Source organism: Amycolatopsis sp. NPDC021455 (genome assembly GCF_040640995.1).
In the GTDB taxonomy this organism is placed as follows: Bacteria; Actinomycetota; Actinomycetes; order Mycobacteriales; family Pseudonocardiaceae; genus Amycolatopsis.
In genome coordinates this window covers 1-16,405 of sequence record NZ_JBFACT010000087.1, presented here as the reverse complement: position 1 = coordinate 16,405, position 16,405 = coordinate 1, and the positions used below count along the sequence as shown (strand labels likewise).

The window sequence follows — 16,405 nt, the reverse complement described above, 5'->3', positions numbered from 1 at the left end:
GTGATCAGGATCTGCGGCGTCTCCGCCGATGGGCAGCCCGGGAAAACGGGGCGTTCCCGAGTTCTTCAGTCGACGGGTCTTCGTTGTCCGGCATCTGCGGCTTCGGCTCGGTGAGGCCCAGCATCTCCGCCGCCAGTTCCTGGGAACTCGCGAACATCCCGGTCGGCGTCTCCGGGGCCCGGCGCAGCGCGGCCGGGCGGAGGCGGTTGTAGCCCCGGACCGTCACCGGCCTGCGGGGCTTCAGCTCGTACGCCTTCTCCTCCGCCAGCTCCGCCGCCAGCTCGCGGTCCACCAGGATCGTGCCCGGGCGGGCCACCGACGTCAGGCGGGCCGCCAGGTTCACCACCGAGCCGTAGACGTCGCCGAAGCGCGACAGGATGCGGCCCGAGGCCATGCCCGCGCGCACTGACGGCAGGGTTTCGGCCGCCGACGTGCGTTCCGTCAGCGTCAGCGCTATCTCCGCCGCGTCGACCGGCGCGTCCGCGACGAACAGGACCTCGTCGCCGATCATCTTCACCACGCGGCCGTGGTGCTCGGCGATCACCTCCGTGGCCAGCGTCTCGAACGCGTCGAGCACGCGGCTCAGCTCTTCCTCGTCGATCTGGCGCGTCAGCCGCGTGTAGCCCACCATGTCGACGAACCCGACCACCTCGGTGCGGGTTTCGAGGTGCTCGTCCGGCGCGGCCAGCGCGCGGCCCGCGTACGCGGCCAGGTGACGCCGCCAGACGAAGTTCTGCACCTGCTCCAGCTCCGGCAGCAGCCGGTCCACCAGCCGGGCGATCTGCCGCTCGCTGCCGCCCAGCTCCGGGTGCTCGGTGATCAGCTGCCACAGCATGTCGACCTGCCACTCGGCCAGCCGTGACAGGTGCTGGCCGAGCGCGCGCGTCACCGACACCTCGATGCTCGGGTCGATCAGTCCCGACTGGACCAGCTGGTCCGCGGTCCGCATCGCCTCGACGTCCGCGTCGGTGAAGACCACCTCGTCGTCGCGGACCGTCGCGAAGCCCAGGGCGCGCCAGAGCCGGCGTGACCGATCGTCGGGCACGCCGGCCTTCTCCGCCACCTCGAGCCGGGTGTACTTCCGCCTGCCGCCGAGCAGGACGCGTTCGAGCCGCTGCTGAAGCTCTTCGCTCGAATCGGCCACGTCAGGTCGTGTGGACGATCAGCACGTCCACACCGGACTTGCGGGCCACCTCCGACGGCACCGAGCCCAGGATGCGGCCGGCGATCGTGTTCAGCCCGCGGTTCCCGACCACCAGCAGGTCGGCCTCGCGTTCCTTGACGACCTTGCGCAGCGAGTCGACCGGGTCGCCCTTCACCGCGACCGTGTCGATCTTCCCGGCCCCCGCGCGTGCCGCGCGGTCCCGCGCCGACTGCAGGGTGTCTTCGGCCGGTGCCGAGCCGACGACCTGGTACGCCTCTTCGCCGAGGACGTCCTGGGCCTTGTCGACGTCGGACTGGCTGGCCGGGTAGTACGCACACGCGATGACGAGCGTCGCGCCCGCGTCGCCCGCCACCGCCGCCGCCCGGTCCACCGCCGCGAACGAGGATTCCGAGCCGTCCGTGCCCACCACCACGGTCCGATATGCCGCACCCATGCGCAAACCTCCAGGTGATCCCGCGTGAGCAGGGACGATGGCTCGTCCGCGCCCGTGTCGGGTGGAAGGTTACTCGCCAGTCGCTTTCTGCGCTCCGCTCGGCCGCGGAGCCGGCTTCGGCGCGGGTTTGGGAGCGGGCTTGGCCCCGGGCCGGGTGCCGGGCTTGGGCTTCGGCACGTCGGCGGCGCGGATCCGGATCGTCTCCTCGACGTCGGTCACACGGACCGTCTTCTCGGTGTCGTCCCCGGGCTCCTCGTCCGGGCCGGCCTTGACGGTCGTGTCCGGCTTGTCCGCCGCCAGGTCGGCCTTGATGTCCGCGGGCACCTTCACGTCGTCGCCGAGGACGGTGTGCGCCTCGGCCAGCACCGCCCGCGCCGCGCGCACCTGCTCGGCCAGCCCGCCGCGCACCTTCCGCAGCGCGTCGACCCGCTCGTTGGCCTGGGTGATCCGCCGGTTCGATTCCTCGGTCGCCGCCGTCACGCGGCGCCGCGCCTCGTCGGCGGCCTCCGCGAGCCGGGCGTTGGCCTCGGTGATCGAGTCCTGACGACGCTTGTTCGCCTCCGCGACCGACTCCCGCTGACGACGGTCGATGTCGGCCTTCGCGGCCTTCTCCTCTTCGAGGACCTTCGCGCGGATGTCGGCGGCGTCCTGCGTGGCCTCCTGGACGCGCCGCGCGGCTTCGGCCTTGCTCGCCGCTTCCTGCTCGGCCAGCACCCGCATCGCCTCGGTGCGGCGCGAGGCCATCGCGATCTCGAAGTCCTCTTCGACCTTGGTGCGGCGCTCCTGGGACTCGGTGTCGAGCCGCTTGCGCTCCGCCTCGGCCTTGTCGGTGATCTCCTTGGCCTGCGCGCGGGCGTCTTCGAGGACCTTGCGGTGCTCCGCCTCCATCTCCTTGCGCCGCAGGTCGAGCTCGGTGAGCAGTTGCTCGTAGCGGGCGCGCATGGCACTCGCGTCCGTCTCCGCCTTGGCCCGGATGTGCCCGGCCTCGGCTTCGGCGCGGGCGCGCGTGTCGGCGGACTCGTCCTGAGCCAGGCGCAGCATGCGCTGCAGCCGCTCGGACAGGCCTTCGACGCTCGTCGGCGGCTGGGCCAGCCGGTCGACCTGCCCGCGCAGGTCCGCGATCTCGCCGCGCGCGATCTCCAGCTGGCGGGCGAGGTCGCCCGCCTGCGCGATGGCGGCGTCCCGATCCGCGGTGAGCATCTTCAGATCGGCGTCCAGCCGTTCGAGGTGCTCGTCGACCTGCGCTCGGCTGTACCCGCGCTTCGCCACGTCGAAGCCGGCTCCCAGCGGCACAAGCTCCCGTTCATCGCCAAGGCTCATGGCCCTACCGTAGTCGCAGTCCGGTCACGGAAGGGTGAGCACCCGTACCGTGCGCCGAACGCACGGCCTGCCGCGGTGAAGGGAACTGGCGGATTCCCGCTGCTCTTCGGGGATTTCCGACGCCGGGAGCACGGGTGCTCCCGGCGTCGTCACGGCTCAGGCGCCGCGGAAGGCGTTGATCGCGTCGAGGTGCTTCGCGCGCTTCTCTTCGTCGCGGACGCCGAGGCCTTCCTGCGGGGCGAGCGCGAGCACGCCGACCTTGCCCTGGTGGGCGTTGCGGTGCACGTCCAGCGCGGCCTGCCCGGTCTCTTCGAGGGAGTAGGTCTTGGAGAGCGTCGGGTGGATCAGCCCCTTCGCGATCAGCCGGTTCGCCTCCCAGGACTCGCGGTAGTTCGCGAAGTGGGAGCCGATGATCCGCTTGAGGTTCATCCACAGGTAGCGGTTGTCGTACTGGTGCAGGTACCCCGAGGTCGACGCGCAGGTGACGATCGTGCCGCCCTTGCGCGCGGCGTAGACGGAAGCACCGAACGTCTCCCGCCCCGGGTGCTCGAACACGATGTCCGGGTCCTCGCCACCGGTCAGCTCACGGATCTTCGCGCCGAAGCGCTGCCACTCCTTCGGGTCCTGCTCGTTCTCGTTCTTCCAGAACTTGTAGCCCTCGGCGCTGCGGTCGATGATCAGCTCGGCGCCGAGCTTCCGGCAGATGGCCGCCTTCTCCGGGCTGGACACGACGCACACCGGGATCGCGCCGCCGTTCAGCGCGTACTGCGTCGCGTAGGAGCCGAGGCCGCCCGAGGCGCCCCAGATCAGGACGACGTCACCCTGCTTCATGTCCGCGCCGTTGCGCGAGACGAGCTGGCGGTAGGCGGTCGAGTTGACCAGGCCGGGGGAGGCGGCCTCTTCCCAGGTCAGGTGGTCCGGCTTCGGCATCAGCTGGTTGGCCTTGACCAGCGCGATCTCGGCGAGCCCGCCGAAGTTCGTCTCGAAGCCCCAGATCCGCTGCTCGGTGTCGAGCATCGTGTCGTTGTGCCCGTCCGGGCCTTCGAGCTCGACGTTCAGGCAGTGCGCGACGACCTCGTCGCCCGGCTTCCAGTTGTGCACGCCGACGCCGGTCCGCAGCACGACGCCGGCCAGGTCGGAGCCGACGACGTGGTAGGGCAGGTCGTGCCGCTTGGCCAGCGGCGAGAGCTTCCCGTACTTCTTGAGGAACTTGAACGTGGGGATCGGCTCGAAGATCGACGTCCACACGGTGTTGTAGTTGATGGCGCTCGCCATCACCGCGACCAGCGCCTCACCCGGGCCGAGCTCCGGGACGGCGACCTCGTCGACGTGCAGCGACTTGCGCGGGTCCTTGTCCCGGCTCTCGAGGCCCTCGAACATGTCGACCTCGTCCGCGCGCACGGTCACCCCGCGGTAGCTCTCGGGCACGGGCAACGAGCCGACCGCGGCGGACTCGCCGTTCAGGATGGCCTGCTGGATCTCGCCGAGCTGCGTCATCGGTTCCTCCGCGGAAATGGGGGTCAACGGCGTTGGCGCCAGAAATTACTCGCCGGTAACACGCGCCCACAACTGTACGAGACGAGCGGCACCCTCACGAGCCGAACTGTGACCCGAATATCTTGACCGGCTGGCCAGTCAAGCGGATCATCGGCACTGGGTACACCCACCCGACCAGCAGTTTCGCCGACGGAGGTGAGCACGAATGAGTGAAGTCTCTACGCGCGCATGGACCCGGCCCCATGACTGGGCCGAGGTCGTCATCGGGGTGGTCGCCGCTCTTTCACCCCTTTGGCTGAGCACGGACACGACCGCGATGTGGACGATGGTCGTCCTGGGCGCCTTGATCGCACTCGACGGCCTGGTTTCGCTGGCGATGCCGGGCATGGTCTACGGCGAAGGCGTCCAGATCGCGCTCGGCGTGCTGCTCTTCATCGCGCCGTGGGTGATGGGGTACACCGAGTTCAACGGCGCGTCCTGGACGTCCTGGATCGCCGGCGTGCTGACGGTCATCGCCGGCGCGGCGGCGATGCCGGTCGCGAACGCCGCCCACCGCACGGCCGGCCAGCACTGACGCACCAGGAGGCACCGGAATGACCGAGGATTCGGCGAAGGAGCGCATTCTCTGCGCCGCCGAGGCGCTCTTCGCCGAGTCCGGCTTCGACGCCACCCCGACCTCCCGCATCGCGGAGCGGGCCGGGGTGCCGAAGGGGCTGGTGCACTACTACTTCCGGCACAAGTCGGACCTGCTCACCGCGCTCGTCGAGCGGCTGCCCGACGAGCGCATCGAGCCGGCGGTGGTCGTCGTCCCCGGCGACCTCGCGGGCAGCCTGCGGCGCCTCGTCCGCGAACTCGACCACCGCTTCAGCCGGTCCCTCGGGCTCTCGCACCTGCTGTGGCGCGAGGCCGACACCCACCACGTCGTCCGCGACGCCCTCCACGAACGCTTCCAGATCCTGGTCCGGCAGGTCCGAGCGGTGATCCTGGCAGCCACCGGCGGCGGACTCCCACCGGCCGACGTCGAGCGGGCGTCCGGCCTGCTGGCCCGCGCGGTAAGCCACCGCCACGCGACCGCTCGGCACTCGGAGGACGACCTGCCCGCCGAGTTCGACGGCGAGCTGACCTTCATCGCCGACGCCCTCGTCTCGAAGACGGCGCCGGCTTGAGGGTTGCCCGGGACGGGCGCCGCGAAGTGCGGGTCGCCTCGCCGTGTGGGGCGTGCTGTCGACCACCTCGCCGTGGGGATTGCGGCGCCGGGGTGCCGCGCGATGCGGGCCCGACGTCGGGCCCGCCTCGGCGTGCGGGCGTGGCGTCGGGCCCGCCTCGGCGTGCGGGCGTGGCGTCGGGCCGCCCCGCATGCGGGGCGCGCCGCCGGGGCGCGGAGGTGCCCCATCGGCTTCCTCCTGGGCCCCGCCCCGCCCGTTTGTCATCCGTGAGCGGCTTCGCCGAGCTGGAGTCGTTGCGTCCGAACGGGTCCGCGTCAGTGCGCGGCGCCGTCCTTCGCCGGCTCCACCAGCTCGACCAGGACGCCGCCGGCGTCCTTGGGGTGGATGAAGTTCACCCGGCTGTTCGACGTGCCGCGCTTCGCCGCGTCGTACAGCAGCCGCAGGCCCTGTTCGCGCAGGGCCGCCGCCGCGGCGTCCACATCGGACACGCGGTACGCCAGCTGCTGCAGCCCCGGGCCGCTCTTCGCCAGGAACTTGCCGATCGCCGAGTCTTCGCGCAACGGCGCCAGCAGCTGGATCTGCGTCTCGGTGCCGGCCGTGCCGGGCGCGCGCAGCATCGCCTCGCGCACTCCCTGCTCCTCGTTCACCTCCTCGTGCGCGACTTCCAGGCCGAAGTGCGCGCGGTGGAACTCGATGGCCGCGTCCAGGTCCGGGACCGCGATGCCGACGTGGTCGATGGCCGTCACGAACGGCCGCAGAGCGTCATTCATGGAGGCAGGATAGGGGGCCCGCGCGCCGCGCCCAGCCGGAATCGTCGCGTGCCCCGCCTCACACTGGCTCCATCAAGAAGCCCTGCTCCCGGGTATGGTCGGGAAAACTGCCCATGCGCCGATGCTTGGAGGACGCCGTGTCCGGTTCCGTGATCCTGGGTGCCGCCCGTACGCCGATCGGGCGCCTGCTGGGCTCCCTCAAGGACTTCACGGGGGCTCAGCTGGGCGGGGTCGCGATCAAGGCGGCCCTCGAACGCGCCGGGGTCTCCCCGGAGGCGGTGCAGTACACGATCATGGGCCAGGTGCTGACCGCCGGCGCCGGCCAGATCCCGGCCCGCCAGGCCGCCGTCGCCGCGGGCATCCCGATGAGCGTGCCCGCCCTGACGATCAACAAAGTCTGCCTCTCCGGCCTCGACGCCATCGCGCTCGCCGACCAGCTCATCCGGGCCGGCGAGTTCGACCTCGTCGTCGCCGGCGGGCAGGAATCGATGACCCAGGCGCCCCACCTGCTGCCGAAGTCCCGCTCCGGCTACAAGTACGGCGACAGCACCCTCGTCGACCACATGGCCCACGACGGCCTCTTCTGCGCCTTCGACCAGGTCGCCATGGGCGCCTCGACGGAGAAGTACAACTCCCGCTACGGCGTCACCCGCGAGCAGCAGGACGCCTTCTCCGCACGCTCCCACCAGCGCGCCGCCGAAGCCATCAAGAACGGCTACTTCGCCGACGAGATCGCGCCGGTCTCCATCCCGCAGCGCAAGGGCGACCCGGTCGTCTTCGACACCGACGAAGGCGTCCGCGCCGACACCACCGCCGAAGGCCTCGGCAAGCTGCGCCCGGCCTTCGCCTCCGACGGCACCATCACCGCGGGGTCTGCCTCGCAGATCTCCGACGGCGCCGCCGCGGTCGTCGTGGCCAGCAGGGCGAAGGCCGAGGAGCTCGGGATCACGCCGCTCGCCGAGATCGGTGCGCACGGTGTCGTCGCCGGGCCCGACGCGAGCCTGCACGAGCAGCCGTCGAACGCCATCCTCGCCGCGCTGGCGAAGGCGAACCTGACCGCCGACGCCCTCGACCTCGTCGAGATCAACGAGGCCTTCGCCGCGGTCGGGCTCGTCTCCACCGAGAAGCTCAGCCTCGACCCGGAGAAGGTCAACGTCAACGGCGGCGCCATCGCCCTCGGCCACCCCATCGGGGCCTCCGGCGCCCGGCTCGCCGTGCACCTCGTCCACGAGCTGCGCCGCCGCGGTGGCGGCCTCGGCGCGGCCGCGCTGTGCGGTGGCGGTGGCCAGGGCGACGCCCTGCTGCTGCGGGTGCCGTCCGCGTAAGTGGCCGGCCCACTCGACCTCGACGACCTGGTCGGCCGCGCGCGGGACGGGCAACCCCGTGCCGTCGCGCGGCTGCTGTCGCTCGTCGAGGACGCCCACCCCCGTGTCGCCGAGATCGCCCGGGCACTGACCCCGCACACCGGGCGGGCCCGGGTCGTCGGGCTCACCGGGCCACCCGGCGTCGGCAAGTCGACCTCGACTTCGGCGCTGCTCACCGCGTTGCGCGCGGAGGGCAAGCGGGTCGGCGTGCTCGCCATCGACCCGTCTTCGCCGTTTTCCGGCGGTGCGCTGCTCGGCGACCGGATCCGGATGACCGAGCACGCCACCGACCCCGGCGTGTTCATCCGCTCGATGGCCACGCGAGGACACCTCGGCGGGCTGTCGTGGGCGACGCCGCAGGCGGTGCGCGTGCTCGACGCCGCCGGCTTCGACGTCGTGCTGATCGAGACCGTCGGCGTCGGACAGTCCGAAGTGGACGTCGTGAAACTGGCCGACACCACGGTGGTGCTGCTCGCGCCGGGGATGGGCGACGGCATCCAGGCCGCGAAGGCTGGCGTGCTCGAGATCGCCGACGTCTTCGTCGTGAACAAGGCGGACCGCGAGGGTGCCGACGCCACCGTGCACGACCTCAAGCAGATGATCGCGCTGGCCCGCCGGGAGATCCGGGGAGCCGCCTGGCGCCAGCCGATCGTGCGGACCGTCGCGGCGAAGGGCGAGGGCATCGACGAGGTCGTGAAGGCCCTGTCTTCGCACCATGACTGGCTGGTGGCGCACGACGAGCTGGCGCGGCGCCGGGCGGCCCGGGCGCGCGACGAAGTCGAGGCCATCGCCGTCCGGCGGCTGCGGGCCGAGCTGGCAGACCTGCGCGGCGGCGGACGGCTGGCCGGGGTGGCCGAGCGGGTCGTGGCCCGGGAGATCGATCCGTTCGCCGCCGCCGAAGAGCTGATCGCCGACCTGCGCGGGTGACGTGCGCAGGAGCCGCAGTATCGCCTTCGCGATCCGTTCCACCGCAACGATTCCTCGCCGACGCGCCATGACTTCCTCCTCCGCGAGTGCGGCACTTTGCCGCTTGATCGACAGCGTGCTCCGGGGGTCCGACAATTTCGGGGTCCCGGCGCGGGGATTCACCCGATGGGCTGACACGGGCGACTTTCGCCGGTTCTGGCTGTCGGTGCCGGGGCCTAGACTGCGGGACGCTCCGGAACCGGGCGATCACTGGGAGGGTGTGCAGGATGAAGAAAACACTCGTCACCGCGCTGGCGGCGGGCGCGTTGTTCGTGGCGGGCAACGGCGTCGCCACAGCAGCCGACGCTCCGCCGAAGACGACTCACGGGCCGTGCCAGTACACCGAAACTCCCGACGAACCGCCCGCCCGGCCGGTACCGCTGCCACCCGACCCGCGGCACACACCGAGCCACGGCGAGGTCGACGTCGCGATCCCGACCAGCCAGGGCGCACTTCCGCTGCGGCTCGACCGCGCGAAGGCGCCGTGCACGGTGCAGAGCTTCCTGCACCTGGCGCGGCACCGGTTCTACGACCACACGGTGTGTCACCGGCTCACCGCGTATCCGACGCTGAAGGTCCTGCAGTGCGGTGACCCGACCGCGACCGGCGAGGGCGGGCCGGGGTACAAGTACAAGGACGAGCTGCCGGTGGACCTGCCGCCGGCGCCGACCGACCCGACCGGCGCGCGGCGAGTGTACGCGCGCGGCCTGCTCGCGATGGCCAACGCGGGGCCGGACACCAACGGCTCGCAGTTCTTCGTCGTCTACGGCGATTCCGCGCTTCGGCCCAACTACACGGTGTTCGGCACGGTCGGCGCCGAGGGGTTGAAGACGCTCGACAAGGTCGCCGCCGGCGGAATCCAGCCGACCGCGGAGGACCCGGCGCCGGTCGACGGCACGCCGGTGCTGCGGACGGAACTGCTCCGCGTCCGCCCCGATTGCTGGTTCTGACGGTGTTTGAGAGGGCCACCCCGAGGGACGGCCCTCTCAATACTTGTGATTGGAGAGGCATCACGTGTGATTGAGGGGGCATCACACGTGATTGAAGGGTCGACTCGCGTGACTGGAGGGTCGACTCGCGTGACTGGAGGGTCGGCTCGTGTGATTGGGGGCGGAACTCGGGCGGGAGGGTTAGGGGGTGGCTTCGCGGAGGGCTTCCACCAGGTTTTGGGTGGCGCCTGTGAAGGCGTGTTTCGGGGTTGCCGCGTAGCCGACGATCAGGCCGCCTGGGCCGTCCAGGGTCATCCAGTAGCTGCCCAGGCCTTCGATGCCGATCGAGCGGCGGCGGCAGGCCGCCAGGACCGTTGCCTCCGAGGGGCCGTCCGGGGGCAGCTTCAGCAGCAGGTGCAGGCCCGCCGAGATGCCGGACGGCCGCACCGAGTCCGGCAAGGCCGCCAGCAGGCGGGCGCGGCGGGAGCGGTACTCCGCGCGGCTGCGGCGGACGTGCTGGTCGTAGGCACCTGAGTCGATCAGCTCGGCCAGTGCCAGCTGGTTCAGCAGCGCCGGGCGCGAACCGCTGTCGGCCATCGCCGCCCGGACCGGCTCCACCAGGGTCCGCGGCAGCACCAGCCACGCCAGCCGCAGCGCCGGGGCCAGGGTCTTGCTCGCCGTGCCCGCGTACACCACCCGTTCCGGCGCCAGCGCCTGCAGTGCCCCGACCTGCTGGCGGTCGAAGCGGAACTCGCCGTCGTAGTCGTCTTCCAGCACGAACGCGCCCGACTCGCTCGCCCAGCGGGCCAGGGCCGCCCGCCGCGGTGGGGCCAGGGTGACGCCGGTGGGGTACTGGTGGGCCGCCGTCACGACCGCCGCCGGACTGTCCAACGCGGACACGTCGATCCCGTGCTCGTCGACCGGCACGCCGACGACCCGCTGTCCCTGCGCCGCCGCGATCGACCGGTAGGTGGCCAGCGACGGGTTTTCGAACGCCATTTCGCCGGCGCCCAGGCCGGAAAGCGCGCGGGACAGCACCGCGATGGCGTGCGAATACCCGTGGCACACCACGATTCGCGCCGGGTCGGCGACCACCCCGCGGGCGCGGGCGAGGTAACCGGCGAGGGTGTCCCGCAGCTCCGGCGAGCCCTGCTCCGACTCGTAGCCGAACGCCGACGCCGGGGTCCGCAGCAGGGCCCGCCGGGTGGCGGTCATCCAGGCCTGGCGGGGGAAGGCCGTCAGGTCCGGGCGGCCCGGTCGCAGGTCCCAGCGCGGTGCCGGGTCGCGGGGCGCCTGCCGGGGCGCGGACTGGGGGAGCGAGCCCGCCGTCGCCACCCGGGTCGGCGCGCCCTGGGCCGTGCGAAGGTAGCCCTCGGCGGCGAGGTCGGCGTACACCCGGGAGACCGTTCCGCGGGCGACGCCCAGGTCGTGCGCCAGTGCGCGGGTCGACGGCACCGCCGCGCCCGGCTGCCACCGGCCCTCGCGGATGGCCGCGCGGATCGCCGCCGCGAGCCCGGCCCGACCGGACGCGGGCTGCCAGCCGAGGTGGACGTCGAGCCCCGAACTGGACCACGAATCAGTCATGTGACTGGACCATACCGGTGGTCCAGTCACCGCTAGCGTGATCGACATGACCAACCGAATCGGACTCGGGGGCGCCCCCGAGCTCTACCAGGCGATGGCCGGCCTGCAGGCTGAGGTGAACAAAGCCGCGGCCAACGCCGGGCTCGACCGCAAGCTCCTGGAACTGGTGAAGACCCGCGCGTCGCAGATCAACGGCTGCGCGTACTGCCTCGACATGCACACCCGCGACGCGCTCGAGCTGGGCGAGTCGCCGCGGCGGCTGTTCGTGCTCGACGGCTGGCGCGAGACCGACCTGTTCACCGAGCAGGAACAGGCCGCCCTCGCCCTCACCGAGGCGATGACCAAGCTGTCCTCGACGCAGACCGTGCCCGACGACGTCTACGAGCAGGCGGCGAAGGTGTTCAGCGAGGACCAGTACCGCGCCATCGGGTGGGAGATCATCGCGATCAACAGCTGGAACCGGATGACCATCACCAGCCACACGCCGCTGCCGAAGCGGGACGAGTGACCGCCGCCGCGCTCAAGGCGCTGCACGTCCCGGGCAAGCCGCTGGTCCTGCCGAACGTCTGGGACGCCGACACCGCGAAGCTCGTCGAGGCCGCCGGGTTCCCCGCCGTCGCGACCAGCTCGGTCGCCGTCGCGGCCGCGCTCGGGTTCCCCGACGGCGAAGCCGCGCCCGCGGACGAGATGTTCGCCGCCGCCGCGCGGATCACGAAGGCGGTCGGTGTCCCGGTCACCGTCGACGCGGAGTCGGGCTACGGCCTGTCCGGCGCCGAACTGGCGGGCCGGCTGCTCGACGCCGGCGCCGTCGGCTGCAACTTCGAGGACACCGACCACGCCACCGGCGGCGTCCGGCCGGTCGCCGAGCAGGCGGCGCGGATCGCCGCCCTCCGCGAGGCGGCGGGCGACGGCCTGGTGATCAACGCCCGGGTCGACTCCTTCCGCGGAGTGGATCCGAAGGAAGCACTCGAAGCCGGCGTCGCCAGGGCGAAGGCCTACCTCGAGGCAGGCGCCGACTGCGTTTACCCGATCCACCTGCGCACGCCCGAGCTCATCGCGGAGTTCGTGCAGGGGACCGGCGGTGCGGTCAACGTGACCGCTTGGCCGGGCAGCCCGGGTCTGGAAGGCCTCGCCGCACTGGGGGTGGCGAGGATTTCGCTGGGTGGCGGGCTGTGGCAGTACGTCCGGAAGCAGTTCGAGGCGGCCGTCGCGGGCGTCACGGAGGGCAAACTGCCGTACTGATGGCCGAAGGCCGTCGCGAGGGGATCGGGAACACCCTCGCGACGGCCCTCGGGGTCACTGCACCTAGTGAACGACCGCCTTCTCGGCGCCCGCGCCGGTCAGGGAACGGACCTCCATCTCGGCGTACTTCTTCTCGTCGTGCTCCTTGGACAGGATCGTGCCGAGCCAGCCGAGGATGAACGCGGCCGGGATCGAAACGATGCCCGGGTTGCTCAGCGGGAACCAGGCGAAGTCCGCGCTCTTGATCATCGACGTGCTCTTGCCCGACACCGCGGGCGAGAACACGATCAGCACGATCGTGATGGCCAGGCCGCCGTAGATCGACCACAGCGCGCCCTGGGTGTTGAACCGCTTCCAGAACAGCGAGTAGAGGATCGTCGGCAGGTTCGCCGAGGCCGCGACCGCGAAGGCCAGCGCGACCAGGAACGCGACGTTCTGCCCGTTGGCCAGGATGCCGCCGCCGATGGCGAGGGCACCGATCACCACGGCGGTGATCCGGGCGACCTTGACCTCCGAGTCCGGCGACGTCTTGCCGCGCTTGACGACGTTCGCGTAGACGTCGTGGGCGAAGGACGCCGACGCCGTGATCGTCAGGCCGGCGACCACCGCGAGGATCGTCGCGAAGGCGATCGCGGAAATCAGGCCCAGCAGCACCGGCCCGCCCAGTTCGAGCGCGAGCAGCGGGGCCGCGGAGTTCACCCCGCCGGGCGCCTTCTTGATCGTGTCCGGCCCGACCAGCGCGCCCGCGCCGTAGCCGAGCACCAGCGTGAACAGGTAGAACACGCCGATCAGGACGATCGCCCAGACCACCGAGCGGCGCGCGTCGCGGGCGGTCGGCACCGTGTAGAAGCGCATCAGGACGTGCGGCAGGCCCGCCGTGCCCAGCACCAGCGCGATGCCGAGCGAGAAGAAGTCCAGCTTCGACGTGCCGGTGGCGCCGTACTGCTTGCCCGGGCCGAGCAGCGACTGCCCGGCCTTGCCCGCCTTGTCGACGGCGGCCTGCAGCAGCTGGGAGAAGTTGAACCCGTACTTGCCGAGCACCCACAGGGTGATCACGAGCGCGCCGATGATCAGCAGCGCGGCCTTGATGATCTGCACCCAGGTGGTGCCCTTCATACCGCCGATCAGGACGTAGGCGATCATGATGATGCCGACCACGGCGATCACCAGCCCCTGCCCGAAGCCGCCTTCGATGCCGAGCAGCAGGGCTACGAGGCCGCCGGCGCCCGCCATCTGCGCGAGCAGGTAGAAGAACGACACGGCCAGCGTCGACGTCGCGGCCGCCGCGCGCACCGGGCGCTGCTTCATCCGGAACGCCAGGACGTCGCCCATGGTGAACTTGCCGGTGTTGCGCAGCAGTTCGGCGACCAGCAGCAGCGCGACGAGCCACGCCACCAGGAAGCCGATGGAGTAGAGGAAGCCGTCGTAGCCGTTGATGGCGATCGCGCCGGCGATGCCGAGGAACGACGCCGCGGACAGGTAGTCACCCGAAATGGCGATGCCGTTCTGCGGGCCGGTGAACGCGCGGCCGGCGGCGTAGTAGTCCGACGCCGTCTTCGTGTTGCGGCTGGCCCGGAACACGATCACCAGGGTGACGACCACGAACGCGGCGAAGATCAGGATGTTGAGGAGCGGGCTGCTGCCTTCGACACCCGCGGCGAGCGTCGTGTTCATTCGTGCTCCTTCGCAGCGCCCTCTTCGATGTCCTCACGGATCTTCTCGGCGACCGGGTCGAGCTTCCGGTTCGCGTACCGGACGTAGAGCCCGGTGATCACGAACGTCGAGACGAACTGCAGGAGGCCGAAGATCAGGCCGACGTTGATGTTGCCGAACACCTTCGTGCTCATGAAGCCGTGCGCGTAGTCCGCCAGCAGCACGTACAGGAGGTACCAGACGAGGAACAGCGCCGTCATCGGGAAGACGAACCGGCGCAGGCGGCTGCGCAGCTCGCGGAACTCGGTGCTTTCGTGGGCTCGTTCCCAGATCGTCTCGGACGTGTCCGGGGGCCCGCCGGTGTTCGTCGTGCTCATCGCTGCTCCCTGCGACGCTGCGGAAAGTGACCTGCGACACCGTAGGGACGTGTGAGTCTCGTGTGAAGATTCAGCGGTTCAACAGCCGGGTCAGACGACGAACGGTTGACGAACGGTCGCGCGAACCCGTCGAACGGGGTTCGTCGAGGTGCAGCCGGAGCATCGCCGCCATCGACCAGCCGGGGGGTCTGCCCCGCAGCGAGACCAGCGCCATTACGCCGAACGCCAAGGGTACCGACCAGGGGGCCGGTTGCTGTACCAAGATCGCCGGCCAGCCGCTCAGCGGGGGCCCGGCGAGGGCGAACAGGATCGAGCCGGACGACGCGACCAGCCCGGTCAGCACGCCGGCGATCCCGCCGGTCGCGGTCAGGCGCGGCCACCAGATGCCGAGCACGAGCAGCGGGCAGAACGTCGACGCGGCGACGGTGAAGCCCCACGTGACCAGGACACCGGCGTCGAGCTCGGCCGAGCGCAGCGCCAGCAGCACCATCACCCCGGCGACGCCGAACACGGCGATCCGCAGCCGCCGCAGCTCGCCGGGCACGAGGTCGTGCGCGATCGCGCCGGACATCACCAGCAGCAGGCCGAGCGACGTCGCCAGGAACGCGGCGAACGCGCCGGCCGTCAGCAGCGCCGTGAACAGCCCGCCGGTCCAGCCACTGTCCACTTGGGACGGCAGGGCGACGACGACGGTGTCGGTCGCGCCGGAGAGGTACAGCCCGGGGACGAGGACCCGGCCGAGCACGCCGTAGATGCCGGGGAAGAGGTAGAAGACGCCGAGGAGGGCGACCGTGATCGCGGCGGTGCGGCGCGCGGCGCGGCCGTCCGGGCTGGTGTGGAAGCGCATGAGGACGTGTGGGAGGCCCATCGTGCCCAGCATGGTCGCGACGAGCACGGCCCAGGTGCCGAGCAGCGGGTGGCCCTGGTCGCCGAGGTCGAGCAGCGGGCGCCGCCAGTCCGGGCCGCCGAGTGCGGCGCCGCCGCGGACCGCCGGGACGGCCGCGCCCGTCCCGAACACGACCTCGTCCTGGCTGCGCGCGGTGAACTCGCCCGGCTGCAGGACTTCGACGGCGCCGTTGCGCCGGACGGGGGTCTGTTCGCGGATCTCCATGGTGACGTCGACCTCGAACCGCACCGGGGTCTCGCGGGCGAAGTGGGTGAACTCGACGGGGTTGAGCGCGTCGGTCCGGTTGACCGCGCCGGCCTGCAGCACCAGCCAGATCGCCGGGACGAGGAACAGCAGCAGCTTGAGGACGAACTGGAACGCCTGCACGTACGTCGCCGCGCGCATGCCGCCCAGCGCCAGGGTGACGCTGACCGCGGCGCCGGCCAGCACCACGCCGACCCAGTACGGGGTGCCGCCGACCGCGGCGAGGACGAGGCCGGCGGTGCGGAACTGCGGGACGACGTAGATGGTGCCGATCACGAGCACGACGACGGCGGTGAGGCGGCGCAGCGCGGGGGAGTTGAGCCGGGCTTCGGCGAAGTCGGGGACGGTCAGCGCGCCCGAGCGCCGCATCGGCGCGGCGACGAGCACGAGCATCGCGATGTAGCCGGCGGTGAAGCCGACCGGGTACCAGAGGGCGCCGATGCCGTCCTTGACGACGAGCCCGGCGACGCCGAGGAAGGAAGCGGCACTGAGGTACTCGCCCGAGACGGCGGCCGAGTTCACCAGCGGCGAGATCCGGCGGGACGCCACGAGGAAGTCCGACGTCGTGCGCATCGCGGCGACCCCGCGGACGCCGATGAGCAGCGTGACGAGGACGACAGGCGCGACGGCGAGCGCGACGCCCACTAGCCTGCCCCGCCGCTCTCAAGCGCCCCAATGTGGCGTTCGGTGCGTTGGCGACTGCTGCCGCGACGTCCACATCTCCGGCACCACGGTAAACGCCTTCAACGACGACGCGATCGCCCTCAAGAGTTCCTACGCACTCGGGTT

16 protein-coding genes are annotated in these 16,405 nt (G+C 71.5%); 7 read left to right on the top strand and 9 right to left on the bottom strand.

What is annotated here, in order from left to right:
- Positions 1–4: 4 nt before the first annotated feature.
- The 4 genes from AB0G28_RS44365 to ccrA form a co-directional block, all read right to left on the bottom strand.
- The gene (locus tag AB0G28_RS44365) at positions 5–1,144 is read right to left on the bottom strand and encodes an adenylate/guanylate cyclase domain-containing protein (RefSeq protein WP_361103962.1); all 1,140 of its coding nucleotides are present in this window, start codon (positions 1,142–1,144) and stop codon (positions 5–7) included.
- A 1-nt stretch (position 1,145) separates the two neighbouring features.
- Positions 1,146–1,598, bottom strand: a complete 453-nt coding sequence (locus AB0G28_RS44360; RefSeq protein ID WP_361103960.1) for a universal stress protein — start codon at positions 1,596–1,598, stop codon at positions 1,146–1,148.
- Positions 1,599–1,667: 69 nt separating this feature from the next.
- Positions 1,668–2,891 (bottom strand): chromosome segregation protein, encoded by a 1,224-nt coding sequence (locus tag AB0G28_RS44355; protein ID WP_361103987.1) that lies wholly within the window; start codon positions 2,889–2,891, stop codon positions 1,668–1,670.
- Positions 2,892–3,074: 183 nt separating this feature from the next.
- The gene (ccrA, locus tag AB0G28_RS44350) at positions 3,075–4,415 is read right to left on the bottom strand and encodes a crotonyl-CoA carboxylase/reductase (protein WP_361103958.1); all 1,341 of its coding nucleotides are present in this window, start codon (positions 4,413–4,415) and stop codon (positions 3,075–3,077) included.
- Positions 4,416–4,620: 205 nt separating this feature from the next.
- Between ccrA and AB0G28_RS44345 the strand changes: the two genes are divergently transcribed.
- Positions 4,621–4,989 carry an SPW repeat protein gene (locus AB0G28_RS44345; RefSeq protein WP_361103956.1) on the top strand — a complete coding sequence of 123 codons (369 nt, stop codon included), beginning with the start codon at positions 4,621–4,623 and terminating at the stop codon, positions 4,987–4,989.
- Between the two features lie 19 nt (positions 4,990–5,008).
- On the top strand, positions 5,009–5,581 hold the full coding sequence (locus AB0G28_RS44340) for a TetR/AcrR family transcriptional regulator (RefSeq protein WP_361103954.1): 573 nt from the start codon (positions 5,009–5,011) through the stop codon (positions 5,579–5,581).
- Between the two features lie 314 nt (positions 5,582–5,895).
- On the opposite strand, the gene mce is transcribed toward AB0G28_RS44340, so the two are convergent.
- Positions 5,896–6,351 carry a methylmalonyl-CoA epimerase gene (gene mce / locus AB0G28_RS44335; protein WP_361103952.1) on the bottom strand — a complete coding sequence of 152 codons (456 nt, stop codon included), beginning with the start codon at positions 6,349–6,351 and terminating at the stop codon, positions 5,896–5,898.
- A 137-nt stretch (positions 6,352–6,488) separates the two neighbouring features.
- Between mce and AB0G28_RS44330 the strand changes: the two genes are divergently transcribed.
- The 3 genes from AB0G28_RS44330 to AB0G28_RS44320 all read left to right on the top strand — a co-directional run bounded on the left by AB0G28_RS44330 (position 6,489) and on the right by AB0G28_RS44320 (position 9,631).
- On the top strand, positions 6,489–7,676 hold the full coding sequence (locus AB0G28_RS44330; protein ID WP_361103950.1) for an acetyl-CoA C-acetyltransferase: 1,188 nt from the start codon (positions 6,489–6,491) through the stop codon (positions 7,674–7,676).
- Positions 7,677–8,642 (top strand): methylmalonyl Co-A mutase-associated GTPase MeaB, encoded by a 966-nt coding sequence (meaB, locus tag AB0G28_RS44325; protein ID WP_361103948.1) that lies wholly within the window; start codon positions 7,677–7,679, stop codon positions 8,640–8,642. It begins immediately after the preceding gene.
- Between the two features lie 266 nt (positions 8,643–8,908).
- Positions 8,909–9,631, top strand: coding sequence for a peptidylprolyl isomerase (locus AB0G28_RS44320; protein WP_361103946.1), 723 nt, complete (start codon positions 8,909–8,911; stop codon positions 9,629–9,631).
- Between the two features lie 180 nt (positions 9,632–9,811).
- Here AB0G28_RS44320 and AB0G28_RS44315 read toward each other — a convergent pair whose 3' ends face one another.
- Positions 9,812–11,194, bottom strand: coding sequence for a PLP-dependent aminotransferase family protein (locus tag AB0G28_RS44315; RefSeq protein ID WP_361103944.1), 1,383 nt, complete (start codon positions 11,192–11,194; stop codon positions 9,812–9,814).
- A gap of 46 nt (positions 11,195–11,240) precedes the next feature.
- On the opposite strand from AB0G28_RS44315, the gene AB0G28_RS44310 reads away from it, so the two are divergent.
- Together AB0G28_RS44310 and AB0G28_RS44305 are read left to right on the top strand one after the other, a co-directional pair.
- A complete protein-coding gene (locus AB0G28_RS44310; RefSeq protein WP_361103942.1) occupies positions 11,241–11,702 on the top strand; it encodes a carboxymuconolactone decarboxylase family protein in 462 nt (153 codons plus the stop codon).
- Complete coding sequence (locus tag AB0G28_RS44305; RefSeq protein ID WP_361103940.1) at positions 11,699–12,436, top strand: isocitrate lyase/phosphoenolpyruvate mutase family protein; 738 nt, start codon at positions 11,699–11,701, stop codon at positions 12,434–12,436. The genes AB0G28_RS44310 and AB0G28_RS44305 overlap by 4 nt, the downstream gene beginning before the upstream one ends.
- A 63-nt stretch (positions 12,437–12,499) precedes the next feature.
- Here AB0G28_RS44305 and AB0G28_RS44300 read toward each other — a convergent pair whose 3' ends face one another.
- The 3 genes from AB0G28_RS44300 to AB0G28_RS44290 all read right to left on the bottom strand — a co-directional run bounded on the left by AB0G28_RS44300 (position 12,500) and on the right by AB0G28_RS44290 (position 16,261).
- On the bottom strand, positions 12,500–14,110 hold the full coding sequence (locus AB0G28_RS44300) for a cation acetate symporter (protein WP_361103938.1): 1,611 nt from the start codon (positions 14,108–14,110) through the stop codon (positions 12,500–12,502).
- Positions 14,107–14,466, bottom strand: coding sequence for a DUF485 domain-containing protein (locus tag AB0G28_RS44295; RefSeq protein ID WP_361103936.1), 360 nt, complete (start codon positions 14,464–14,466; stop codon positions 14,107–14,109). The genes AB0G28_RS44300 and AB0G28_RS44295 overlap by 4 nt, the downstream gene beginning before the upstream one ends.
- A 70-nt stretch (positions 14,467–14,536) precedes the next feature.
- Complete coding sequence (locus tag AB0G28_RS44290; protein ID WP_361103934.1) at positions 14,537–16,261, bottom strand: cation acetate symporter; 1,725 nt, start codon at positions 16,259–16,261, stop codon at positions 14,537–14,539.
- Positions 16,262–16,405 lie beyond the last annotated feature (144 nt).

Excerpts from the sequence above, each read along its gene's own strand:
- ccrA (WP_361103958.1), bottom strand. The coding sequence starts at position 4,415 with ATGACGCAGCTCGGCGAGATCCAGCAGGCCATCCTGAACGGCGAGTCC.
- AB0G28_RS44295 (WP_361103936.1), bottom strand. The coding sequence starts at position 14,466 with ATGAGCACGACGAACACCGGCGGGCCCCCGGACACGTCCGAGACGATC.
- AB0G28_RS44360 (WP_361103960.1), bottom strand. The coding sequence starts at position 1,598 with ATGGGTGCGGCATATCGGACCGTGGTGGTGGGCACGGACGGCTCGGAA.
- AB0G28_RS44315 (WP_361103944.1), bottom strand. The coding sequence starts at position 11,194 with ATGACTGATTCGTGGTCCAGTTCGGGGCTCGACGTCCACCTCGGCTGG.
- mce (WP_361103952.1), bottom strand. The coding sequence starts at position 6,351 with ATGAATGACGCTCTGCGGCCGTTCGTGACGGCCATCGACCACGTCGGC.
- AB0G28_RS44320 (WP_361103946.1), top strand. The coding sequence starts at position 8,909 with ATGAAGAAAACACTCGTCACCGCGCTGGCGGCGGGCGCGTTGTTCGTG.
- AB0G28_RS44300 (WP_361103938.1), bottom strand. The coding sequence starts at position 14,110 with ATGAACACGACGCTCGCCGCGGGTGTCGAAGGCAGCAGCCCGCTCCTC.
- AB0G28_RS44310 (WP_361103942.1), top strand. The coding sequence starts at position 11,241 with ATGACCAACCGAATCGGACTCGGGGGCGCCCCCGAGCTCTACCAGGCG.
- AB0G28_RS44345 (WP_361103956.1), top strand. The coding sequence starts at position 4,621 with ATGAGTGAAGTCTCTACGCGCGCATGGACCCGGCCCCATGACTGGGCC.
- AB0G28_RS44340 (WP_361103954.1), top strand. The coding sequence starts at position 5,009 with ATGACCGAGGATTCGGCGAAGGAGCGCATTCTCTGCGCCGCCGAGGCG.